Genomic DNA, 22494 nt, shown 5'->3' with positions numbered 1-22494 from the left:
ACGATCATGGATATGAAGGCCGCCATCGTGACCGGGGCCGCGCGGGGCATCGGGCTGGCAACAACGCAGCTTCTGCTGGCTGAGGGGTGGCAGGTTGCGATGATTGACCGCGACAGCGCGGCACTGCTGGCGGCGGCTGAGGGGCTGGAGCATGGTTTTCCGGTGGTCTGCGATGTCTCGGTGCCTGAGCAGGTCAACGCCATGACCGCCGAGGTGACCGCACGCTGCGGGCGTGTTGATGCGCTGGTCAACAACGCCGGTGTGGCCGATTTCCGCCCGCTGGCAGATACCGATTTCGCCACATGGCGCGAGGTGATGGCGACCAATCTGGACGGGGTGTTCCTGACCTCTCAGGCGGTCGCGCCTCATCTGAAAGCCACACGCGGGGCCATCGTCAATATCGCCTCCATCTCAGGGTTGCGGGCCAGCACGTTGCGCGTGGCCTATGGCACCTCGAAAGCCGCCGTGATCCACCTGACGCGGCAGCAGGCGGCGGAGCTGGGTGAATGGGGTGTGCGCGCCAATTGCGTGGCGCCCGGGCCGGTCGATACCAAGCTGGCGCTGGCGGTGCATTCACCCGCCATCCGCGCCGCGTATCATGACGCCATCCCCCTCAACCGCTACGGCACGGAGCGTGAGATTGCCGAGGCGATTGTCTTTCTGTGCTCGGAACGCGCCAGCTATCTTACGGGGCAGGTCATTGCCGTTGACGGCGGCTTTGATGCCGTGGGCGTGGGGCTGCCCGCCCTGCGCACACTCTGAGGCGCCTCCTGCGCCCATTCGTAAAGCTGCAGGATGATCGGCCCCAGTGACTGGCCCTGCGTGGTCAGCCTGTAGGTCACTTCGCGCGGAAAGCCGTTGCTGACGGCGCGCGCCAGCAGCCCGCGCCGGGTCAGCCCGCCCAGCCGCTCGCTCAGCACCTTGGGGGTGATCCCCGGCAGCACGCCCTGCAACTCACCATAGCGCCGGGGCCCGTCTGTGAGGTGCCACAGGATCAGCGCGTTCCAGCGATGGCCCAGAAAGGCCAGCCAGTCTTCGGCCAGACATTCGGCGGGGCGGCAGGCATTGCGCGGCGCGGTGCCTGCCTGGCTTTCCGTTTGGCCCGGCTGGCTTTCCGTTTGGCCCGCCTGGCTTTCCGTTTGGATAGTCTCGATTCGCTGTGCTTCATGGCTGGTCATGGCCCCAATATCGGCGCCGGAACTGCAAGGAACAAGAGATGTCGGGCATTCTTATCATCGGTGGCTATGGCCATGTCGGTCACCAGATCGCCGCAGGGCTGCAAGGGGCGGGGCGGGCGCAGGTGCGGATCGCCGGGCGCGATGCGGGCCGCGCCGCCGCTGTCGCCGCAAAGCTGGGTTGCGGCTGGGCGGTCATGGACCTGCGCCAGCCCGAAAGCTGGGAGGCCGCACTGGCGGGGATCGGCACTGTTATCGTCTGCATTGACCTGCCGGATGCCGGTTTTCCGGCCCATGTGCTGGGGCGCGGGCTGGCCTATATCGACATCTCCGCCACCGACAGCGTTCTGCGCCGGATTGAGGGGCTGGACGCGTCCGCGCGGCAGCAGGGTGGCTGCGCGGTGCTTTCGGTCGGGCTGGCGCCGGGGCTGAGCAATCTCATGGCGCGTGCGGCTGTCGAGGGGATGGGGCAGGTTGAGGCCGTGAGCATCGGGGTGCTGCTGGGTCTGGGCGATGCGCATGGCCCCGCCGCGGTGGACTGGACGCTGGACAATCTGCGCCCGGTCAGCGCCGCCGATGTGCGGATGACGGGCTTTGGGCCTGAGGCAACGCCGGTGCCGACCATCCCTTTCGCCTTTGCCGATCAGTTGGTGCTGGCGCGCCGCCACGCGATGGCGGGGGTCACCACCCGGCTGGGCCTTGCCTCACCGCTGATCACGCGTGGCACGCTCCGGCTGCTGGCCGGGCTGGCGCAGCGCCCCGGCTTTCGCCGCCTTCTGCGCTGGAGCATGGCGCGGTTCCGGCTTGGCTCTGACCGCGCGTCGCTGGTGGTGGAGGCGGTCGGGCGGGGCGCCGGGGGGCCGCTTCGCCACCGTCTGACGCTTGACGGACGGGCCGAGGCCGCCATCACCGCCCTGATCGCTGCCCAGGTCGCGCTGATGCTGCCCGCCAGAGCGCGCCCGGGTGTCTGGCATATCGAGGAGTTGTGGCAGCTCTCTGATTTCGCAGCGGCGCTGAAGGCGGAGGGGATCGCGCTGGGTGCGCAGAACAGCGCATCCGCCTGAGCATGGAAAAGCGGCAGCGCTGCCGTCAGCGTGCCGCCCGCAGCGGGCTTTGTCCCGGCTGTTCATGCCTTTCGCGCCTTGCGTCACAGGCCTGACAGCGCAGGGTGCGGTGCAGGTAGCCCTTCGCCGGGGCATGGGCCAACCCTTGCAGCCTGCGCAGCCCGCACAGCGCCCGGGTGAACGCCCGGGCAGCTGCCAGCCCCGTAAGCGGCGTGTCGGTCGGCCCGCGGCTGGCCACGATCACCACCTCGCCGCCGGGCATGAGAGAGGCATCGACATGTCGCGCCAGCATCGCCAGTTCGGCCTCGCTGAGGTAATACAGAACCTCGGACAGCACGATCAGGTCGGCCTTGCGCCGGGGCCACTGGCGCGGCACCTCAACCTGACGCAGCGCCACATTGCGGCATGATGCCAGCCGCTGACGGGCCAGTTGCAGCGCGGTGGGCGACAGATCCAGCCCCAGAAACCTGTCGCAACGCGCGGCAAGCTGCGCGCTGAGAACACCGATGGAACAGCCCACCTCAATCGCGCTGGCGTAATGCGGCTGTAGCAGCGCGGCCAAGGTGGCCGCGTATTTCTGCTGCTCATAGGGGCTGGCGGTGTAGTTCCACGGATCGGGGCTGGCGCGGTAGAGGCTTTCGAAATGGGTCTGGCGGTGGTCATTCATGCCCGGTCTCGCGGATGAAGATTTCAGGATGGTCAAGGAAATGGCGCTGATGCGCGGCGCGCATGACAAAGCCCGTGGGGTCATCGCCGATCAGCCCGGTCATCTGCGAGGCATGGGCGGCCAGTGCGTGGCGCTTGCGCTGCGCCTGTCTGGGGGCATGAACCAGCGCCATGTCGCGCGGCCGGGGCGCCGGAAGCGCGGGGTCAAAGCGGCCCCATATGGGGTAGGACCAGCGCGCCAGTTGCGGGTGACGGGCGTGAAGATCGGCGGCAAGGCGGGCAGTGCTGGCGTGGTCACAATGCGGATCACCCGCCCAACTGGCCCAGAGCGCGCCGGTCTGTGCGCCGATCAAAGGCGCGATCCGGTTGCAGGCATCGCGGCGGGCGGTGGCGTCATCGGGGGCGGCGGTGTCGGGGTAGCCCAGCAGCAGCGGCGCAGGCCCGGCCTCCCCTGTCAGCCTGCGCAAGGCGCGGCGCAGTTCCAGCGCGCGCAGCCGCGCCATCCGCGCTGGCGGGCAGCGCCGCGAGAGGGGGTGCGAGCGGCTGCCATCGGTGACCAGCACCACCCGCACCGCCACACCGGCCTCCGCCAGCGCGGCAATCGCCAGCCCGCAGCCCAGCGTTTCATCATCCGGGTGCGGGGCCAGCAGGATCACCTCGCCGCCGCCGCACAGTGACAGGGGGCTGGCCGGTGGCGCACCGGCGGCGGCGTCCAGCAGGGGCGAGGTGATCACCACATCTCTCCGACCGGCTGACCGGCCTCGGCGATATCGGTGCTTGCGCGCAGCATCTTGCCGTCCAGATCGGCCTGACGCAGGAAAAACGCCAGATCGCGGCGGATACGGTCGATACTGGTGCCGCTGGCAAATGCGGCAGTGCCCACCGCGCGCTCAGCCAGTGCGATGCCGTGCTGGCAGGCGGTTTCAACCGCCTGACGCGCCATCAGCACGCGCGCGACGGCATGCGGGGCCGGGCGGGGGCTTTCGGCGGCCAGCGCGGCGGCCTCGGTCCAGAGGCGCGCGGTATTGGCGGCGCTGACCAGTTCGAACAGCCGCGCGGCCTGCAGGGGCTGCGGGTTGGGGTTCAGCTTCTGGCGGACCGCCTCGGCCAGCGCCTCCAGCCCGCCGGTATGCAGGGCAAGGTAGCGCCAGACTCCGCCCTCGAAATGCGGCTCACGCAGAAAATCGCCGGGCTTGCCCAGCAGACCGCCCTGCAACCCCTCCAGATCATACCGCCCCGAGGCCGTGGCGCGCATCCCGCTGACCTGCCATGACTGCGGATCGGCGCGGCGCGGGTCGCCGACATCAACCAGCAGCATCTGCACCGCGCCTTCATCATCCTGAACGGTCACCACGGCCCGGCCCACCAGCCCCAGCCCGGAGCAGAATTTCTTCCCGCCGCTGAGGCGGGCATCCTTGCCCTCCTGACTGTCGATGCGCGCCGGGGGGTCATCATCGGCACCCCAGACCCCATGCAGCACCGGCCCGGAAACCGAGGCCTGCTGCACCGGCTGGCCATAAAGGCGGATCAGCCTGAGCGCGTTCACATGCCCCTCAACCAGCCGCCCGACCGAGAGGTTGGCGCGCCCGAGTGCGCGCAGGATATCGCAGCCCGCCAGCGTATCGCCGTTCGGCAGGCAGGCGCGGGTGAGCCGGGCAAGCAGGCCGCTGTCCACCAGTGCGGCGATATCCGCGCTCAGATCATCCTCGCCCCGGTCGGCGGCGCCCGCGCGGCGGGCGATGGCGGCACAGACCATATGCGGCGACGGGTGCGGCAGGCGGGTGGCGGTGGCGTTACTGGGCGGGGATGGCATGGGGATGATCCTGACGGGCAGAGCTGGCGGGGCCGCGCGGGCCCGCACCCTTGATCTGACGAAGGCGTGTAAGCAAAAGCGGCAGTTCGCGCGCGGCCTCGCTCTGACGCAGGCGCTGGCGGGAGAGGGCCGGGTGCACGGCCTCCAGCCGTTGCCAGAAGGCGCCGAATGTATCGAAATTGCCGGGGTGGCTGAGTGGGGGCGCGGGGCCCAGAAGCTGATGAACCATGCTCCAGACCGCTTCAGGCGCGGGCCAGAGCGCGCGCAGACGGCCTTTCGCGGTGTATCGGCGCGCCAGCGCATCGGCGGGTTCAAGCCATGTGTCGCACAGCGGATCGGCCTGTGAGCAGCGCTCTTGCAGCGTGCTTGCCATTCCCCCGACTGCGCGCCCCTCCAGCCTGCACGAGGTCACCACCAGCGGTGCACTGGCGTGGCGGATGCGCAGATCGAGCGCCTCGGCCCGCAGGGCCAGCGCCCGGTCCTCGGACAAGGGTTTCCAGGGGATGCCGCCCATCCGCGCAAGGGCCGTTGTCGTCACCGCGATACTGGCGCCTGAATGGCTGAGGTGCTCCGGCGCGGGATCATGCACCTGCGGATCAAGCAGCGTGACCAGCCTGATCGCGGCCTTTGTGTAGGCCCCTTCATCCGTGTCATGCGGAGAAAGCTGGCCGCGTATCTGCGCCAGTTCATCAGGGTCCGGGCTGATGGCGCCAAAGACGACATCGGCATGGCACAACTCGGCGAGATTGGCTGTGATCCAGTCCGGGCAGACGCGGCTGTCGGCATCGGTGGTCATCAGCATCTGTGGTGGCTGCGCGATGCTTTGTGCCAGCGTCATGCCGATGTCGCGCACCCGCCCCACACCGCCGGTGCCGGGCACAAAATGCAGATCCGCGATAAGATGCGGCAGGGCGCGTGCGCGCAGCACCGCCGCCGTTCTGGCTGCGGTATCATCGGTAGTATCGTTCACGCAGACAACCACGCCGACCGTCTGCCCTGAGCGGGCGATGGTGTCGGCCATCGCATTCAGGCAAGCCTCGATCCGGTTGCTTTCATCGCGCGCGGGAATGATGACCGCCGCGCCCCAGCGCGCAGCCACCCCCGCCCCCTCCACCCGTTTCAGAACGGGCGGAGGCATCTGCTGTATGTTCATGCGATGCGCTCCCAGTAGCGCAGGGCGCGGCAGGCCTTGACGAAGGGGGCGGCATCCTTGGGGCCGGAAAGCACGTGCATGCCGGCATCGGGCGGGCCTGCACTGACGGCGGTGAACAGGGCCTCGGCATCGGGGGTCAGGGCAATGAACTTGGCATGCGCAAAGGCGTCGGCGGCAAAGCATTTCGCCGGATGCATGCCCTTGAGCATATCAGTCCCTTCCGCTGTGGCCAGCACCGCAACCGCATCGTACAAAACCGAAGGCGCGCCATCGATCTTCTGATCAGCCGGAACCTTGTTGCCCCCGGCGGTGGTGATGCCGCCCACAGCGGGCGCGATCTTTTCAACCATCCCGCCTTCGGCCTTGACCGCCTTGACCAGCGCTTCCAGCAGCGCATCGTCGATACCATCGGTCATGACGATACCCAGCTTGCGGCCCTTGAAGCTGTCCGGCGCGTTCTTGAGGATCGACAGCGGGTCAGAGGGTTTGAGGCTGGTATCGGTCTTGACCGCCGGTTCATGGGCCTTTGGAACGCCCTCAAGCCCCAATCCTTTGGCCACCTTTTTTGCCAGATCGGCGTCGATGTTGGGCAGATGCGCCACCACCCGCTCACGGATTGCAAGGGTTTCAACCTTGGACAGCTCGAACACCAGCGCATCCGCCAGATGGGCCTGCTCGATTTCGGTCTGGCTGATGTAGAATTGGCGCGCCTGACTGTAGTGATCCGCAAAGCTTTCCGCGCGCAGCTTGCGCTTTTCGCCCTTGATGGGTTCGGGGAAAGACCGGTGCCCGCGGTCGGGGTCAGCGCGCGGGCCGCCCTGTGACCAGCTGTTCGGCTCATAATTCGCGCGGCCTTTTGGGCCACGCATCTGCATATGCCCGTCCTGCTGGAAATGATGCATCGGGCAGCGCGGCGCGTTGATGGGGATATGGGTGAAGTTCGGCCCACCAAGGCGCTTCAGCTGCGTATCCAGGTATGAGAAGTTGCGCCCCTGAAGCAGCGGGTCATTGGTGAAATCCACCCCCGGCACGATGTTCTGGGTGCAGAAGGCGACCTGTTCGGTCTCGGCAAAGAAGTTATCGACCATGCGGTCAAGGACCAGCTTGCCGATCACCTGCAGCGGCACCTCTTCTTCCGGGATGATCTTGGTGGGGTCCAGAATGTCAAAGGCGAAACGGTCGGCAAAGTCATCATCGAACAACTGCACCGCCAGATCCCATTCGGGATAGTCGCCGGACTGGATGGCATCCCACAGGTCCCGGCGATGGAAATCAGGGTCGGCGCCGTTGATCTTGACGGCCTCATCCCAGAGCACCGATTGCATGCCCTGACGCGGCTTCCAGTGGAACTTGACGAAGGTGCCCTTGCCCTCGGCGTTCACAAAGCGGAAGCTGTGCACGCCGAACCCCTCCATGAACCGGTACGAGCGCGGGATGGTGCGGTCAGACATCTGCCACATGACCATATGCAGGGATTCCGGCATGAGCGAGACAAAATCCCAATAGTTGTCATGAGCCGATTGCGCCTGCGGAAAACCGCGATCAGGCTCATCCTTGACGGCATGAACAAGGTCAGGAAATTTCATCGGGTCCTGAATGAAGAAGACCGGGATGTTGTTGCCGACGATGTCCCAGTTGCCTTCCTCGGTATACAGCTTGACGGCAAAGCCGCGCACATCGCGCGCAAGGTCCATCGAACCCTTGTTACCCGCCACGGTCGAAAACCGCACAAAGGCCGGAACGCGGCGGCCCGCCTCCTGGAACAGATGCGCGGCAGTGATCTCGCCCAGTGCCTCGGTCGCCTCGAAATAGCCATGCGCGCCGTAGCCACGGGCATGGACCACGCGCTCAGGGATGCGCTCATGGTCGAAATGGAAGATCTTTTCGCGCATGGCGAAATCTTCCAGCAGGGCCGGGCCGCGCGGGCCTGCGCGCAGGGTATTCTGGTTGTCGGAAACCGGCGCGCCCTGTGCGGTGGTCATCCGCTCGCCATCCGGAAGCTGGTGGGTTTCACCACCCTCACCGCGGCGTTGCTTGCGCTCAACTGTTTCATTGCCGGACTGGGAATCGGCGGTCGGGCGATAGGTCGGGATATGGTCTGGCATGAGGGCTTTCCTCCCTGAGTATTGCAAGCGTTCTGAGAAGCCACGCGGTGATCCGGGGCGTGCCAATCAGCAAGGATTACGAAAAAGGATGTGCAGTGGAGCGTTCCATGGCACCCTAACCCGGTTTGATGCCGTGGGGTTCCAATGCCGCCGGGCAAAAGCCGGGCCCCCGGCGAAGAATGGCCGTCCTGCGCAACCCTGTGGTCCGCGCGGAAAGACGGCCCCGGCCCGTTTACTCGGCCCGGAGGTGCGTTTCAGAATGGTGTGGGGGATGGTGCTGCGCTGCTGCGCCGGATCATAAGGCCGGCGGCGCGCGGGGCACGGCCTTTGGGGCCGGTGGGCAATGACGCAAGGGAAGCCGACCGTTCAGGCAGCTTGCGGGTTTCTGTGCTCCGGCAGCGGATTCACTTCTGAACGGGGCTGCCAAACAGTGGCGGCGATTCCGGCAATGGCACGGATAGGGAAATTACCGGCAACCAGCTTGCGTGGCGCGCCCGAAGACGCGCCCGCCGCCGGATTTCTGAACCGGATTTGTTAACCGGATTTGGCCGCGTGAGTATCCTGAAAATACCGCGTCAGGTGTTCGACCTCTTCGCGGTCACCCATGATGACGCCGACGCGCTGGTGCAGCCCCTCGGGCTCGATGTCCATGATCCGCCGGGTGGCATCGACCGCTTTTCCACCAGCTTGTTCAATGAGATAGGCCATGGGATTGGCCTCATACATAAGCCGCAGTTTGCCCGGTTTTGCCGGGTCACGCCCGTCCCAGGGGTACAGGAATATGCCGCCGCGCTTGAGAATGCGGTGAATGTCGGCAACCATGGAGCCTGTCCAGCGCATGTTGAAATTCACGTTGCGGGGGCCATCCTTGCCTGCCATGCAATCGGCGATATAGCGCCGCACCGGCCCGGCCCAATGCCGCTCATTCGACATGTTGATCGCGAATTCACGGTTGCCTGCCGGAATGCGGATGCGCTCCTGCGTCAGAACCCATGAACCCATTTCCCGGTCCAGCGTGAATTCATACACACCCGTCCCGACAGACAGAACCAGCGATGTCTGGGGGCCAAAAACCGCATAGCCTGCGGCCACCTGTTTACGGCCGGATTGCAGGAAATCTGCCTCCGTGACCTCTCGGCCGGATACGTCGGCAGGGGCTGTGAGAACCGAGAAAATCGTTCCCACGGACAGGTTCACGTCAACGTTGCTCGACCCGTCGATCGGATCGAAGAGCAGCAGATACTCGCCCTTCGGATAGCGGTTGGGAATAAGATGAATGGTCTCCATCTCCTCGGACGCCATCGCCGCAAGATGGCCGCCCCATTCATTCGCCTCAAGCAGGCGCTCATTGGCGATGACATCCAGCTTCTTCTGCGCCTCGCCCTGCACATTCTCGGCGCCGAAATCACCCAGCACACCGCCAAGGGCGCCCTTGTTGACCGAGATGCTGATCGCCTTGCAGGCGCGCGCGACGATTTCTATCAGAAGCCGAAGCTGCGCGGGGAGCGCGGCTTCCTTGCGTTGCTGTTCGACAAGAAACTGGGTGAGGGTTTTTCGGTGCATCTGGCCTGTTGCCTCCGGCGATGTTCGGACACAATGGCACTACACCTTTCCATCCGGAAAGTCAGGGGCTTTCAGACCTTGATCCTTGCCCGGGCACCGAAGGATAAAATACGATGCGTACCATGATCCCCGAAGGTAATTTCCGCTTCATCGCGCTGGACGTGGAAACGGCCTGCAGCGATGCGGCAAGCATCTGCCAGCTCGGGCTGGCCTGTGTCTGGCCTGACAACCGGATCCTGACGTTTTCGACACTGGTGCAGCCCGGCACACGGTTTGATCCGTTCAACATCCGGCTTCACGGGATCGGCCCGGATCATGTCACCAGCGCGCCCCGGTTTGATGCAGTGCTTGACCAGCTGTTCCCCTTGCTGTCACGCCACCATCTGGTTCAGCACAGCAATTTCGACCGGCAGGCAGTGAACGCCGCCAGCCTCGCCTGCGGGATCGCCGCGCCCGGTTTCCTCTGGGCGGACAGCGTGACCATCGCCCGCCGCGCATGGCCTGAACTGAAAGGGAATGGCGGGCACGGGCTGGGAAACCTCAAGAAGGTGCTGAACCTTGATTTCCGCCACCACGACGCGGGCGAAGACGCGCGCGCGGCAGCGCAGGTTGTGTTGCATGCCGAAAGGCACCTTGGGCTGCCGTTCGATGAACTGATCAAACCGATCCGGAAAAGCGTGCCCGCCATGCGGCCAGCGTGAACCGACAGATCTGAGGGTGGGGAATCAGCCTGCTTTGCCGCCGTCCTTAGCGGAACGGCGGCGGAGCCTTCAGCAGTTCGCGCGCTGAACAGGTTCAGAACGGCCGGTCGCGCGCGACCATGAAGGCGCTGGCTTCATTCGGGCGCTTCAATGTCAAGCATCCGTGCCTCCACCATCCTGAGGCTATCGTCAAATTGAGCAGCCAGGTCAGGATGGCGCGAGACATTGGAATAGAACCACATCAACTGCATCGCATACCGCACTGCATCCAGACGGACAGGGAGATTGCGGAAGGCGGTTATGACTAGAATTTCATCTTTATCGATGGAATTTTCGATCTCAAGAAGCGTTTTTCGGATTTTGGATTCAATGTGCGGAGTGTAGAGGACATCGCTGTCCTGCAAGGCAGTGCGCAACAGCAATCGTGCATCCTGAAGAAGCGAGAGATCCTGTATGCTCATCCGGTTTCTCCTCATTGCAATACGGCGGGGAAAAACACCTCGTGTCCTGAATTTTATTTATTGTCGCAGTCGTCCAAGCTGCGCCGCCTCACAGGCGCATCGTATGATGTTTTCAGGCAGGCGCTTCATGGCAAAATTCTGCGGGGACTGGATTGAAAAACGACCGCGCAACGTCGCGGTCGTGAACGGCCGCCGCGAGTCGAGCGCGCTCCTTTCGGGTGAACGCGCTCTGGCCCTTGGCTGAACAGAAAGCAGGAACCGGTGGGAAGCGGACATCTGAAAGAATGATCCCGGAAACGCTATGAAAAGAGAAACAGCAAAACGGCGATAAATGTTGCGAGGACAATTATGTAATAGAAGTAGTATTTGTTGTATATTGGCGTTGGTCTGAAACACCAGCCACACACTTTGCTTCCGAACCGCAATTTGTGGCCGCAGTGCTGACACTCGAACGCCCGAACAACCTTTTTCCCTTTCATGTCTTCATCCCATCATATTTCATTGTGTTGCCAGATTGGTTCCGGCTTATGGCGTTTTTTGAGCGCCGGGGTGCTGATAGTCCTGCACGAGGTATTTCAGCGTGTTACGTGGTCATCGGGTCTGAAAGAGTGCAGCTGCAGTTGACGATCTGCCGCCACAGAGAAGGGATTGATCCGTCGGTGCCCCGAACAGAGAGGGGGTGCAATTCCGGATCGGTTTCCCGCAAAAAAGCGGCGTTCGCACGCCGATCGATTTTTTTGGTCACTTTTCTCCTCACAAGTGAAGAGTGACGACTATAGCAGGGTCAGCAGCGAATGCGGTGGTGGACCCTATGAACATTGCCGTAGTTGTCATCATCGGTTTATTCATGGAATCCTCCTTGGATTATCAAGACTCGCCTGGCGCAACCTCGTCAGGTTTATGGTCATTTCAAGACCAAAGCACGCGATTGAGCGGCGGCCGTTGATGGCCGCGCGCAATGCCCACTTCATATTTAAGGTATTGAAAATTTCTATATGGCGCGTATTTGCGACACAATGCATCATTTTAGCCTTTCAGGGTGGTCACAAATCCCCTTCCGGCAGAAATCTGCATTTTATCGCCTTGATGCCGTATCATTTCTATGGAGGTAAAGATATTTTAGGCATCACGATCGCATCCATTCTCACAAGATCCGACATCACTCAAACCCGATGCGGCCTGCGCGCTAACGACCTATTTTTACGTGGTTTTCTTCAGAAAATCACCCTGAGAAATGAACGTCCTTTAATACCGATATAAATTGACGACTTTGTTAGTTGATGGAAATCAATATTGGTGACTGACATTCAGTGTTTTTGAGCTCGGCATAGACGACTCGTGCTTTCATCTGCCGGTATTTTACAGTTGCGTTCAAAAAAGGAGGCCAGCGCATGCAATATAGAAACGCGAAAATACCCGCATGTAAACAACTTCAGATTGAATTGGACACCTTTAGACAGATCGCACGTTTGCGCAGTTATTCTCCATTTCATAGAAACGGCACGACATGGGAGCTGCTGTTGCTTCTGGCGGCAAATGACGGGCAGTCCGAGCTCGGTGTCTACAACACCCTCGACCAACTTGAGAGCCGCTATCTGGGCAAGTCCGCATTGCTCAGGTTCCTGAAGGACCGGCGCGCGGATGGCCTGCTGGCATTCGATGCCCTTGAAAAACGAAGCAGCTGGGGGCTGAAACTGAATCAGGACCTTCATGACAGGCTCACCGAGCTTCTTCGTGATCGCAACCGGAAGCTCGCTGAAGCTTTCGTTGACCATGAGATGGGCGACGCAACGGATCAGCAGACCGCGCCACCTCTGCTTAGGAGATCGAGGTAGGGCACTGATGGCCCACTTCCGCAGTGCGTGTGCTGGCCAGCGGCATGAGCCGCTCTAGCGTCCCAGATCGAAGCGCAGGCCCAGGCCGGTGCGCTGCTCGCTGAACAATGCGAGGGTTGATCTGGTCTGCTGATGCGTCAGCTCCACCGTGAGGCCCCGACGCGGGCGGACAGACAGGCTCAACCCTCTCAGCCGGTCTTGCCGCTCAACCCCCAGCAAGAGGCCGCCACGGGCATCGACCTGCCAGACCGACAGGCTGAAGGGCCGCTGCTTCCAGATCCAGCTTGCCTGCGCATTGATCCGGCGGCGCAGCGCGGTTTCGTTGGGGATTCCATCGGTCAGGGTCAGCGATATATCGGTTGTCAGATGGTTCCAGACGGCGCCCCAGCCCAGTGTTACGGCGTTTTGCTGGCCATCCTCCTGCCAGTGCCGGGCAAGCCCGAGAGAAAGCTGGTGATACGCCGGACCGGCCGTCAGAAGATGCGAAAGCGTACCCGATACGGTTGAGCTGCGACTGCTCGACAGCGCTCGCCAGCCTGCCTGCGTGCTGGCGCAAAGATCGGCAAAATTCCAGCCCGTGACATGGTTGCGTGAACAGACCGAAAGGCTGGCATTGGCCCTGCCAATCTCATGGCGGGGAGACCAGACGGCCTCGCCATTTCCCTGCAGTTCCAGATACCGGCCCGGCCCGTAGGCCAGTCGCGTCTCGGCCCCCAGCCGCGCACCTGCGACCAGCCCGGCTCTGGCCATGCGCGCCGGGTCCACCTCGAACATCAGGCCGAAATGGTCGAACCGGTCATTGATAAAGCCGCCGTTGATATTGGCATCCCAGGCCAGCACCGGGGTTACGCGGGCATCAGCGCTGAGCAGGGCGGGCCTGCGGGCGTCATGATAGAACCCCTGCGCCTGAAGCGCCTGTCGCGCTGCTTGCGTGATCGGCGGCGGTGCGCGGCGGGTATCAAGCGCGCGCGTCAGGGCATAAAGCCGCAGCCGCTCTCCCGGGGCCAGCCCGGCCATCGCCGCGCGTTCCATCACTTGCGCATGGGCGCCGCCCGACAGGGTGAGAAGCAGTGCAATCAGAAAACCCAGCGCGCGCAACAGCGCGGCTTCAGGGCGCCGCTGGCAGGGCATTCGGATCGATACCCACAAAAGCTCCCTGCACCGAAAGGCGCCGCCTGGTTTCCGCATCGATGCCTTCGGTGGTATAAAGCCCCGCGGTGGACAGACCATGCAGGTCGTTTGCATAGGTGGGGCTTCCACCCACGGTGCCACGCAGGCTGCCATCGGCCGACAAGATATCGGGTGAATCCGGGTCCCAGACGGTGATCAGCACATCGCCGCCATAGGCCCCGGTGCGGATGTTGAAGGGTAGGTCCGTCGCGATGATCTCGGTGCGCACCTGCGACAGGTCATCAACGCCGGTTCGCAGGTCCAGCGTGGCGGTTTCGTTGTCGAAATCAAGCGCCAGATTGACCAGCCCGCGTGGGTCATTGCCGCTCAGGATGGGGCCGTCATCAATCGAGACCCAGCTGAAGTTATGCCCGCGCAGATAAAAAGTGCCGGTCGCGGCAACCAGCTGCCCGGCCTCTTCATTCAGGAACGGCGACTGATCGGCGGTCAGCCGCAAGAGCCGCTGCACCGGGCCTGTGCCGTCATCGACCTGTGCGATCACCTCGACATTCATGCGTCCGCCATACAGCGCTTCGTTCAACGTGACGAGGTTGCGGTAACCGGCCGGGTCAGCCGGGTCTGCATCCTCAAAAGCGGCAAGAATGGCCGCATCACCGGGGGTGGACCGGTCCAGCCGCACGCGGGAAAAGCCGTTGTGCTCGGTTACATAGCTTTCGAATGCCGGGGTTTCGACGGGCACACCGTCCGGCAAAGGGGGCAGGGCCGTCCCGCCGCCGCCACAGGCCGCGATAAGAACCAGACCCAGCACCGGGGGAAGACTCTGTCGCATCCTGTGTTCCCTTTGACCACGATAGGAGAGATTTTTCAGATACCACAGGTATACGGTCAAGCGCAGCGGAAAGGAAGCGCCTGAAAGGCGCCGGACAGTATGGCGCGCCATACCTTGCGTCTGTCGGGACGTTCCCGTGACGGTGCGGACTCCCTTGTCGAACACCATTGCCATCCAGGAAAGCACCGCGGCGCTGAGGCTGTACATCTCGACGCGCAAGTATCCTCGGTTGGTGTGAGATCGGGTGATGCAGATCGGTCTGGAGCCGAGCATATTTGGCACACTTTCGATGGGGCGGACCAAGATCGATGGGGCGGACCAAGATCGCGCGTATCTGCCTCAAGACAGGCAGTCCTCGGCCCGTTCCGCTTCTTCTCGGGCACGCGAAAAATGGACTGCACCGTCCACCACCTTGGGGTCGAGCTTGAAGATGCCTTGACCATCTCAGAAGCGGTGGAAATCTGGCCGGCGGGGCCGCCCGGCAGGGACCGGCCCGAACCTGCCTTTCACCGGTAGCACCGATGCCACGCTGCGGCTTTCGCATTGCGGGCATCTATACGTCGTGCAGAATTAGATGGCTGGGTACCATTCCAAATATTGGCACCGTCAGCACCACACCCGGCCAAGGCGGGCCAGTTCGGCGTAAAGTGGGCTGCACGCCTCACCCCGACCCAAACCGAGGATGCTCCAGGTTCCTTCTCCCCCATGCGCCAGAGCCGCTATCCCCATGACTTGCTGACCTCTGCCGCGCGCAACCGGGCAAGGTAATCGCGCAGCAGGGCAACGCGCCTTGGCCGGAAGTTGCGACCGCCATCTTTGACGGCGGCAATCCTGTCGCCGCGGAACATGCGAAAGTCTTCGCGCGCGGTCGGATCGTGCCATTCCATAACTGCCGGAAACTGTCAGTAGGGATGTCTTACAGAGCTTTCGGTGAGACCTCAAAAGGACAATGACCATGCTCAACTTTTCTGACATCAGCTGGATCGGTATCATCGCGGCAAGCATCGCCTCCTTCGTGCTGGGGGGGCTTTGGTTCTCCGTAATCTTTGGCCGCGCCTATTCTGCGGCCCTTGGGCGCATGCATGACCCGAATGCCAGACCGGCGATGCTGATGATCATCGGGCCCGCTGTCTGGAGCCTGATCACCGCCTTTGCAACCGCCGTTCTGATGGCCAGCCTTGGCATTACAACGCTGACCGGCGCGGCTGGATTGGGCCTGTTCCTTGGCATCGGCTTTCTTGCGGCCACCACGATCAATACCGGGATCAACCCCAACATCCCGCACCCTATACTGTATGGCGCGGTCAGCGGTTCTTATCATCTGGCGGCGGGTCTGGTCATTGCCGTCGTGCTTTCCTTCTTCTAGGCAAAGCGGATGACCGATCCGCAGGAAACCGCTCTTGGCTTTGTCGATGCGACCGCGTTGTATGATTGGTTTGCCGCCAATCACGCCAGCGCGGACGAGCTTTGGATCAGGATTTACCGGAAGGCGAGTGGTCATCCTTCTGTGAAGTGGGATGATTGTGTCCGGGCGTCGCTGGCCTGGGGCTGGATTGACGGGCTGAAGCGATCCGCTGGCGACACATCGTGGTTCCAGCGGATCACGCCCCGCCGCGCCCGGTCAAACTGGTCGGCCCGGAATGTGGAAATTGCCAAGGCTCTGATCGCCAGCGGTGCGATGCAACCCGCCGGATTGGCGCAGGTCAACCTGGCCCGCAGGGATGGCCGCTGGCGCGACTCAAGGGGAGCCAACATCAAGGTGAACGCCGTCAGCCCGGGGGCATAGAGACCGACGTGGCGGGCTTTGACACCCTGACGCTCGCCGAGGCGGCGCGGCTGCCGGTGCGATACGCACCTGGCCCTATCCGATCCGCCCCGCATTGCGGCCAGATCAGGAGGCTTTCCCGACATCTTTCTCGATATGCCAGTCGCGTTCGCCCGCCACGATCCTGATCAGGGCCATGACGGTCGCATTGCGCGCTTTCGGCCCGGTGCGGACGACAAAGGCAAGGTCTGGCGGCGGCGGGAAAGGGTCCGTCAGGACGTCAAATCCGGCCTCGATGTGCCGGCCGTTCAGAAGGGTGACACCCAATCCGGCGCGGATGGCCGATCTCATACCGGCAATGCTCACGCATTCCATGACAATGCGGAACCCCGCCGCGGGTTGCTGCGCATGGTGCAGAGCCCAATCGCGGTAAAAACAATTGTCGTCGAAGGCCAGCAGCGGAACAGGCCGCGCCATATCAAGCACCAGATCGGGCGATTTGACCCAATGCAGGCTGTCCTCGATCAGCGTAACATCGTCCTTTCGCAGGTCACTGGCGAACACTTGGAAGACCCCTGCATCCAGCTCGCCACGGTCCAGACGCTCAGCAATGACCCGGCTCTGCGCCACGCTGATCTGAACCGAGACGGCAGGGTAAAGACGGGTGAAGCGCCCGAGCACGCGAGACACCCCGCCGCTTGTCATATCCTCGGTCACGCCCAGCCTTATCCGCCCGCTCAAGGGTTCCGTGCTCAGCGCATGAAGGGCCTCGTCATGAAGGGCGAGGATGCGACGCGCATAGCTCAGGAGTTTGGCGCCCTCTTCAGTGAAGCGGGGGTGGCCCGGTCGGCGGTCCAGCAGCGCGCAGCCAAGCGCGTCCTCCAGCCGCTTGATCTTGTGAGAGATTGCCGATTGCGACAGCATAAGCACAGCGGCGGCGCGGGAGACGCCGCCGTGGTCATGGATCGCGCAAAGGGCCTGAAGCGCCCCGATTTCCAGCTTTGTCATGGGTGATTGCATGACATATTCAGATCATTTCTGTCAAACACTGCATTTTACATCATGATGCAGGCGCTCCACCATGGGCCTGAACGCGCAATACGGAGAGAACCCATGAACCCGCTCATCTCAGACCAGGTCATCGTGAACGGCCACCGCATCGCCTGTGGCACCCAAGGAGACGGCGAGCCGGTCGTCTTTCTTCACGGCACACCCTCGTCATCGCTGATCTGGCGCAACATTGCCCCGCGGGTTGCCGGGCAAGGATATCGCGCCCATGTTTTTGATCTTCTGGGCTTTGGCCTGTCGGAGCGTCCACAAGACCCGCAGGTCGACACCTCGATGTCCGCGCAGGTGGAGATCCTCAAGGCGATGCTGGATCACTGGGGCCTTGAGCGGTTTCATCTCGTGGCGCATGACATCGGCGGCGGCATCGCCCAGAGGTTCGGCGTTTTCCACCCGGAGCGCCTGATATCCCTCACCATGATCGATGTCGTCAGTTATGACAGCTATCCGTCGCCGCGCACCCGAAAGCAGATGGTGCAAGGTCTTCATACGCTGGCGAAAGCGCCGGATGATGCCCACCGACGCCATTTCCGGGACTGGCTGCTGGACGCCGTCCATGACAAGCAGCGCTTCACTGAGGGCCCGCTGGAGACCTACCTTGATTACATTTCCGGGTGGATAGGGCAGCCGAGCCTTTTTCAGCATCAGGTCCGGCATTACGATCCGATCCACACCATGGAGGTCGCCGATCGGCTGCCCGAGCTTGGGCAAATCCCGGTGCAGCTGATCTGGGGCGCTGACGACGGCTGGCAGGTGGTGGACTGGGCGCACAAGCTCCAGAGCGCCATTCCCGGATCGCGGCTCACGGTTCTGGAGGAGTGCGGGCATTTCTCACCGGAAGACCAGCCTGAACGGATCGCCGCGCTCGTCCTCGATCATATTGAGATCGCCCGGCAAAGCGCGGCATGAAGATCGTGGAAGGGGTCGCAGCCGTGGCTTAGCTGGCTGCGGTGGGGATGCGGGCAATTACCTTGATCTCAAAATCGAACCCCGCAAGCCATGTGACCCCCACCGCCGTCCAGTTCGGGTAGGGTGCCGCGGGAAAGACTTCAGCCTTCACGTCCATGATGGTCGCAAACTGCTCTTCTGGATTGGTGTGGAAGGTTGTGACATCGACGATATCATCCAGTGTGCAGCCCGCAGCCTCAAGAACGGCACGCAGATTGTCAAAGGCGCGCTGCACCTGACGGCGGAAATCCGGCTCTGGCGTGCCATCATCACGGCTTCCGACCTGACCGGAAATGAACACCAGATCGCCAGCCTGAACAGCCGCTGAATAGCCATGCTGTTCATAAAGGGCGTGGCGGTTTGCGGGGAAGATGGTTTTATTGCGCAAGGGCATTTGTCGGCTTTCTGTTGTGCTCTGGTGAAAGGGTGCTATTTCATATACGCCATGTATATCGACTAAGGGCATACGCCGCGTATGTCAATACAGATACGCGATGTATCTAAATGGGAGGGCCAATGACCGCTAAAACACGCGCCGCAATGATGCAGGAAACCCGTGCCAAATTGCTGGCCGCCGGGCGCAAAGCCTTTGCAGAAAAAGGTTTCGCCGGCGCCTACATGGACGATTTCACCGCCCAAGCCGGGCTGACGCGGGGCGCGCTTTACCATAATTTCGGTGACAAGCGCGGATTGTTCGCGGCGGTGGTTGATGAGATCGATTCCGCGATGGCCGCTCAGGCACAAGAGGCCGGGAAACGCGCCGGTGGTGGCTGGCGCGGATTGCTCGCCGAAGGGGCCGCCTATATCGAAATGGCCCTCAGGCCCGAGGTTCAGAGGATCGTGCTGCTGGACGGCCCTTCGGTGCTGGGCGATCCGTCGCAGTGGCCCAGCCAGAACCGATGCCTTCAGGCGACCATCGCCACCCTGAACGACCTCGCCGCGCATGGCACGATCAAACCCGTGGATATCGAGGCTTTGGCCCGGCTTCTGAATGGCGTAGCCCTGAACGCGGCGCTTTGGGTCGCGGCAAGCGACGATCCCCGGGCAACATTGGGCAAGGCCATCGCTGCGTTCGAATGCCTTGCGTCAGGGGTCGTTGCCAAGACAGATGCGACATAAGCGGTATTGGCATTGCTGTGGTACCTCACTTCTGAGGTGTGACGATCCTTGCCCACCTCTGAAGGGCCGCTTCTGCCTTGCCTCAAAGTGAAAATGCGCCTGCGGCGAATGTCCGGAAACCTCCCGGTTCGATCAGGCGGCGGCACCCTCTGCGCGGCAGCGACTGCACCGACACCCAGGTGGGCACGATACAGCAGTCCCTGAAATCGAGGTGGAAAGGGCAACACTCACGAAACACTGCATTATCAATGCTTTGACAAGCTTTTCACCAAAGCCGCGCAGTCATCAGGTTCAGAGAACAAACGCCCAGAGACCACTTTCTGTATCGTGGCGGCGAGGCCGGAACTCAGCCCCTCCCGCATAACCCCCGAAAACAACGGAAAAATCCGGTCGTAGCCGGATCGGAATAACGCTTTCGCAAGGGGAAATGGCGGAGACGATGGGATTCGAACCCACGAGACCCTTCCGGGCCTACTCCCTTAGCAGGGGAGCGCCTTCGACCACTCGGCCACGTCTCCACTTGCGGCAATAACCGGGTTTTGTGGGGTGATACAAGTGCAAAACTCACCTCAGGGCGAAATGTCGGTGACGAAACTGCATGCCCCTTGCCGACGAGGGATGAGCGCTGCGCGGGAGGTCCATGATCAGCCCCTCGCGCGCCCGTCGCTATGGATCGGCGCGCAAACCGGGGCTATACAGGGGGCAGGTCGTTGCGCACCAGTGTCGCGGCGAAAGCTGTTCCCGGAGGCCCACGGATGACCGACGTTGTTTCTGCCGCCACTTCCTCGCTGCACGCGCTCAGAAACACGCGATCGGGCGGGGTGATCCGCAGCGGCGAGCGGATAGCACCCGGTGTCTGGATCGATCTGGACAGCGAGGGCGCGGCGCAGACCGCGTTTGAGGCGGGGGGCGCTGCGCTGTTGCAGATGCGGCTGGAACCCTCCGGTGTGGGGCGCTGGTGCACGCTGAACATTGATCTGGGCCGTCACAACCCCGGCGATACGGCGCTGCTTGGTGTCGCGATCCGCAGCCGTGCCCCTCGCTCGACAACCGCGCGCCTTGCGGTCCGGTCGTTTCTGCCCGGCGGCGGGCATGAGGACAGCTTTTTCCCGGATTATCTGGTCGCGTTCGGCGAGGAAAGCACCCATTGTGACGTGCTCTGGCTGGCGCGCGAACCTGCGCTTCAGGCTCCGGCGGAGTGGCGCACGTTGATGCTGTTCCTTGATCCCGAGGGGTTTGACATCGCGTTTCTGGACATACGCCTGTTCGCGGCATGAAGCTGTCGCTGGTCATCCCGGTTTTCAATGACCATGAGGGGCTGGCGCGCCTTCTGGCGCAGGTCGGGCAGCTTGGCATCGCTCATGAGGTGATCGTGGTCGATGACGGATCGGATGTGCCGTGCCAGTCGCGCTTTCCGCGGGCGCCGGTTGCGGGTGCGCAGACCGTCTGGTTGCGGACCGAAGCCGGGCTTGGTGCCGGGCATGCGCGAAATCTGGGTCAGGCGGCGGCCAGCGGCTCGCATGTGCTGTTCTTTGATGCCGATGATGCACTGACGCCGGACATATGCGCCCTGCTGCATGATCTGGCGGGCCAGACCTTTGATTTCTGCCTGTTCCCCCATCATGACAGCCGCCTTCTGGCGCGCGGGCTGAGCGGCCCGCAAGAGCCGTCTGACCGTGCTTTCTGGGCCGATATCGCCCCCGGCCCGCTGCCGCGCCCGCTGATGCCGGACGAGGCGCTGGTTCTGTGCCGTCTGTCCAACTACCCTTGGAACAAGATCTGGCGCACCGGCTTTCTGCACGAGGCGGATGTGCGCTGCACGGAAATTCCGCTGCACAATGACATCGAGCCGCATTGGGCCGCGTTCCTCTCGGCGCAGCGCGGCATGGTGAGCGGGCGCGCCTGTGCCATTCACAATGTCGTCGCGGGGGGTGCGCAGCTTTCCAACCGGCGCGGGGCAGACCGGGTCCGGCTGTTCGAGGCGTTGTCCGCGGTCAGCGCCCGGCTTGAGCGCGAGATTGCGCGCGATCCGGCGCGCGCGGCCTTCGCGGGGCCGTTTCTGGATTTCAGCTGCCGGTTGATCGACTGGGCGCAGACCCGGCTTGATCCGGCAGATGTGCAGGTGCTGAACCTGCGTGCCGGGGAATTCATCACCGCCCTGGCGCAGCGGGCAAGCCCGGCGCTGGCAGCGGCCATTGAGCGCGCCCTCACGGAGGAGCCGGGGCTGGCCGCGCGGTTCATCGCCGTTTTCGGGCAGGGCCGGTGATGCGCCTCTCGTTTATCGTTGTGCTTGACGGGCAGGGCATGAGCGCGGGTTGCAGGCGCAGTCTTCTCGCCTCGGCCCTGCCGGGCGATGAGGTCATTGTCATGGCCACGCGCGATGGGCCGCCGGTGGTAATATCCGGGGTGCCCCGGATCGCCGTATCCGGGCCAGAAGCGCGCAAGGGTAAGGGCAGGCCGGGGAAGGTGGTGTGGCGGGCGGTCCGGCTGGGCGCGCAGCCACGGCCGGGTCAAGGGGTTGTCGCCAATGCCGGGCTGTCGCTGGCGTCGGGCGAGGGGGTTTTGTTTCTGACAGGCCTTGACCGGCTGGAACCTGCGGGTGTTTCAAGGGCGCGCGCGCTTCTGGCGGAGGGCGTGGCGGATGTGGTTCTGGCGCGATCTTCCGGGGGCAGTGAACCGGGATGGCCGGCGCCGGACCGCGATAGCGCCCTGACGATGGAGGCCCTGCCGGGACGGATGCTGCTGCGGCGCCAGTTCCTGCGCGCGGCTGGCCTGCGCCTTGCCGAAGACCGGCCCGCGCTTGTCTGGCCTGCGTTTCACTGGAATGCTGTGCTGAAGGCCCGGAGCATCCGCTTTCATGACGGCATCATGCTGCACACCGCTGCGGAGCGCAGGGTGCCGGAGGCTGAAGCACTGGGCGCGGTCTTTGCGCTTTACCGGGGCATGCGCGATGCCCTTCCCCCGGACGGGCCACACGCCGCCCTGCGCCTGTGGCTTGCGCGTCAGGTCGGGCACCATCTGGCCGCCCTGCCGCCCGCTGACTACTGGCGCTACGCCGAGGGTGCCGACCCTGCGGCACTGGGCGGTGACTGGCCTGAAGG

The 22494-nt window shown here is 63.3% G+C and carries 24 protein-coding genes and 1 tRNA gene; 12 read left to right on the top strand and 13 right to left on the bottom strand.

All coding sequences use genetic code 11. The annotated features are described in order from the left end of the window. Positions 1–6 precede the first annotated feature (6 nt). Positions 7–762 (top strand): SDR family NAD(P)-dependent oxidoreductase, encoded by a 756-nt coding sequence (locus V7Q53_RS13350; protein ID WP_333829082.1) that lies wholly within the window; start codon positions 7–9, stop codon positions 760–762. Here V7Q53_RS13350 and V7Q53_RS13345 read toward each other — a convergent pair. Next, complete coding sequence (locus tag V7Q53_RS13345) at positions 681–1178, bottom strand: winged helix-turn-helix transcriptional regulator (RefSeq protein ID WP_333829081.1); 498 nt, start codon at positions 1176–1178, stop codon at positions 681–683. The two genes, V7Q53_RS13350 and V7Q53_RS13345, sit on opposite strands and share 82 nt — an antisense overlap. A gap of 38 nt (positions 1179–1216) precedes the next feature. Here V7Q53_RS13345 and V7Q53_RS13340 point away from each other — a divergent pair, with 38 nt between their 5' ends. After that, positions 1217–2239: a hypothetical protein gene (locus tag V7Q53_RS13340; RefSeq protein WP_333829080.1), complete on the top strand. Its 1023-nt coding sequence runs from the start codon at positions 1217–1219 to the stop codon at positions 2237–2239. A 25-nt stretch (positions 2240–2264) separates the two neighbouring features. Here the strand turns inward: V7Q53_RS13340 and V7Q53_RS13335 are convergent, their stop codons facing one another. The 6 genes from V7Q53_RS13335 to V7Q53_RS13310 all read right to left on the bottom strand — a co-directional run bounded on the left by V7Q53_RS13335 (position 2265) and on the right by V7Q53_RS13310 (position 9539). Next, the gene (locus V7Q53_RS13335; RefSeq protein ID WP_333829079.1) at positions 2265–2906 is read right to left on the bottom strand and encodes a class I SAM-dependent DNA methyltransferase; all 642 of its coding nucleotides are present in this window, start codon (positions 2904–2906) and stop codon (positions 2265–2267) included. Then, on the bottom strand, positions 2899–3639 hold the full coding sequence (locus V7Q53_RS13330; protein ID WP_333829078.1) for a PIG-L deacetylase family protein: 741 nt from the start codon (positions 3637–3639) through the stop codon (positions 2899–2901). The genes V7Q53_RS13335 and V7Q53_RS13330 overlap by 8 nt, the downstream gene beginning before the upstream one ends. Then, positions 3636–4718, bottom strand: coding sequence for an acyl-CoA dehydrogenase (locus tag V7Q53_RS13325; protein ID WP_333829077.1), 1083 nt, complete (start codon positions 4716–4718; stop codon positions 3636–3638). Before V7Q53_RS13325 ends, V7Q53_RS13330 begins: the two co-directional genes overlap by 4 nt. After that, positions 4699–5871: a glycosyltransferase gene (locus tag V7Q53_RS13320; protein ID WP_333829076.1), complete on the bottom strand. Its 1173-nt coding sequence runs from the start codon at positions 5869–5871 to the stop codon at positions 4699–4701. The genes V7Q53_RS13325 and V7Q53_RS13320 overlap by 20 nt, the downstream gene beginning before the upstream one ends. Further along, the gene (locus V7Q53_RS13315; RefSeq protein ID WP_333829110.1) at positions 5868–7853 is read right to left on the bottom strand and encodes a catalase; all 1986 of its coding nucleotides are present in this window, start codon (positions 7851–7853) and stop codon (positions 5868–5870) included. Before V7Q53_RS13315 ends, V7Q53_RS13320 begins: the two co-directional genes overlap by 4 nt. A 657-nt stretch (positions 7854–8510) precedes the next feature. After that, complete coding sequence (locus V7Q53_RS13310; protein WP_333829074.1) at positions 8511–9539, bottom strand: class 1 fructose-bisphosphatase; 1029 nt, start codon at positions 9537–9539, stop codon at positions 8511–8513. A gap of 113 nt (positions 9540–9652) precedes the next feature. On the opposite strand from V7Q53_RS13310, the gene V7Q53_RS13305 reads away from it, so the two are divergent. Continuing rightward, complete coding sequence (locus tag V7Q53_RS13305) at positions 9653–10240, top strand: exonuclease domain-containing protein (RefSeq protein WP_333829073.1); 588 nt, start codon at positions 9653–9655, stop codon at positions 10238–10240. Positions 10241–10374: 134 nt separating this feature from the next. Here the strand turns inward: V7Q53_RS13305 and V7Q53_RS13300 are convergent, their stop codons facing one another. Then, the gene (locus V7Q53_RS13300; RefSeq protein WP_333829072.1) at positions 10375–10701 is read right to left on the bottom strand and encodes a hypothetical protein; all 327 of its coding nucleotides are present in this window, start codon (positions 10699–10701) and stop codon (positions 10375–10377) included. Positions 10702–11646: 945 nt separating this feature from the next. Here V7Q53_RS13300 and V7Q53_RS13295 point away from each other — a divergent pair. Further along, a complete protein-coding gene (locus tag V7Q53_RS13295; RefSeq protein ID WP_333829070.1) occupies positions 11647–11961 on the top strand; it encodes a hypothetical protein in 315 nt (104 codons plus the stop codon). A 131-nt stretch (positions 11962–12092) separates the two neighbouring features. Further along, positions 12093–12536 (top strand): hypothetical protein, encoded by a 444-nt coding sequence (locus V7Q53_RS13290; RefSeq protein WP_333829068.1) that lies wholly within the window; start codon positions 12093–12095, stop codon positions 12534–12536. Between the two features lie 54 nt (positions 12537–12590). Here V7Q53_RS13290 and V7Q53_RS13285 read toward each other — a convergent pair whose 3' ends face one another. After that, positions 12591–13667, bottom strand: coding sequence for a hypothetical protein (locus V7Q53_RS13285; protein WP_333829067.1), 1077 nt, complete (start codon positions 13665–13667; stop codon positions 12591–12593). Next, complete coding sequence (locus tag V7Q53_RS13280) at positions 13645–14496, bottom strand: viral aspartic protease (protein ID WP_333829066.1); 852 nt, start codon at positions 14494–14496, stop codon at positions 13645–13647. The genes V7Q53_RS13285 and V7Q53_RS13280 overlap by 23 nt, the downstream gene beginning before the upstream one ends. A gap of 955 nt (positions 14497–15451) precedes the next feature. On the opposite strand from V7Q53_RS13280, the gene V7Q53_RS13275 reads away from it, so the two are divergent. Beyond that, complete coding sequence (locus V7Q53_RS13275; protein WP_333829065.1) at positions 15452–15862, top strand: DUF1761 domain-containing protein; 411 nt, start codon at positions 15452–15454, stop codon at positions 15860–15862. A 9-nt stretch (positions 15863–15871) separates the two neighbouring features. Next, positions 15872–16282 (top strand): YdeI/OmpD-associated family protein, encoded by a 411-nt coding sequence (locus V7Q53_RS13270; protein ID WP_333829064.1) that lies wholly within the window; start codon positions 15872–15874, stop codon positions 16280–16282. Between the two features lie 105 nt (positions 16283–16387). Here the strand turns inward: V7Q53_RS13270 and V7Q53_RS13265 are convergent, their stop codons facing one another. Further along, positions 16388–17269, bottom strand: coding sequence for a LysR family transcriptional regulator (locus V7Q53_RS13265; RefSeq protein WP_333829063.1), 882 nt, complete (start codon positions 17267–17269; stop codon positions 16388–16390). Between the two features lie 105 nt (positions 17270–17374). On the opposite strand from V7Q53_RS13265, the gene V7Q53_RS13260 reads away from it, so the two are divergent. Next, on the top strand, positions 17375–18235 hold the full coding sequence (locus V7Q53_RS13260; RefSeq protein ID WP_333829062.1) for an alpha/beta fold hydrolase: 861 nt from the start codon (positions 17375–17377) through the stop codon (positions 18233–18235). Between the two features lie 28 nt (positions 18236–18263). On the opposite strand, the gene V7Q53_RS13255 is transcribed toward V7Q53_RS13260, so the two are convergent. Further along, positions 18264–18668: a RidA family protein gene (locus V7Q53_RS13255; RefSeq protein ID WP_333829061.1), complete on the bottom strand. Its 405-nt coding sequence runs from the start codon at positions 18666–18668 to the stop codon at positions 18264–18266. Positions 18669–18790: 122 nt separating this feature from the next. Between V7Q53_RS13255 and V7Q53_RS13250 the strand changes: the two genes are divergently transcribed. Continuing rightward, complete coding sequence (locus V7Q53_RS13250) at positions 18791–19393, top strand: TetR/AcrR family transcriptional regulator (RefSeq protein WP_333829060.1); 603 nt, start codon at positions 18791–18793, stop codon at positions 19391–19393. 428 nt (positions 19394–19821) lie between these two features. Here V7Q53_RS13250 and V7Q53_RS13245 read toward each other — a convergent pair. Then, positions 19822–19911: transfer RNA gene (locus V7Q53_RS13245), tRNA-Ser, on the bottom strand. Between the two features lie 237 nt (positions 19912–20148). Between V7Q53_RS13245 and V7Q53_RS13240 the strand changes: the two genes are divergently transcribed. The 3 genes from V7Q53_RS13240 to V7Q53_RS13230 all read left to right on the top strand — a co-directional run. Continuing rightward, positions 20149–20670, top strand: coding sequence for a hypothetical protein (locus tag V7Q53_RS13240; protein ID WP_333829059.1), 522 nt, complete (start codon positions 20149–20151; stop codon positions 20668–20670). Next, positions 20667–21659 carry a glycosyltransferase family 2 protein gene (locus V7Q53_RS13235; protein ID WP_333829058.1) on the top strand — a complete coding sequence of 331 codons (993 nt, stop codon included), beginning with the start codon at positions 20667–20669 and terminating at the stop codon, positions 21657–21659. The genes V7Q53_RS13240 and V7Q53_RS13235 overlap by 4 nt, the downstream gene beginning before the upstream one ends. Further along, on the top strand, positions 21659–22494 hold an 836-nt coding region (locus tag V7Q53_RS13230), incomplete at its 3' end, for a hypothetical protein (RefSeq protein WP_333829057.1). The genes V7Q53_RS13235 and V7Q53_RS13230, both read left to right, overlap by 1 nt.

Origin of the sequence: Pararhodobacter sp., assembly GCF_036802785.1 — a bacterium.
Taxonomy (GTDB): Bacteria; Pseudomonadota; Alphaproteobacteria; order Rhodobacterales; family Rhodobacteraceae; genus Pararhodobacter.
The sequence above is the reverse complement of the archived record's forward strand: the minus strand, read 5'-3'. Positions and strand labels throughout refer to the sequence as shown.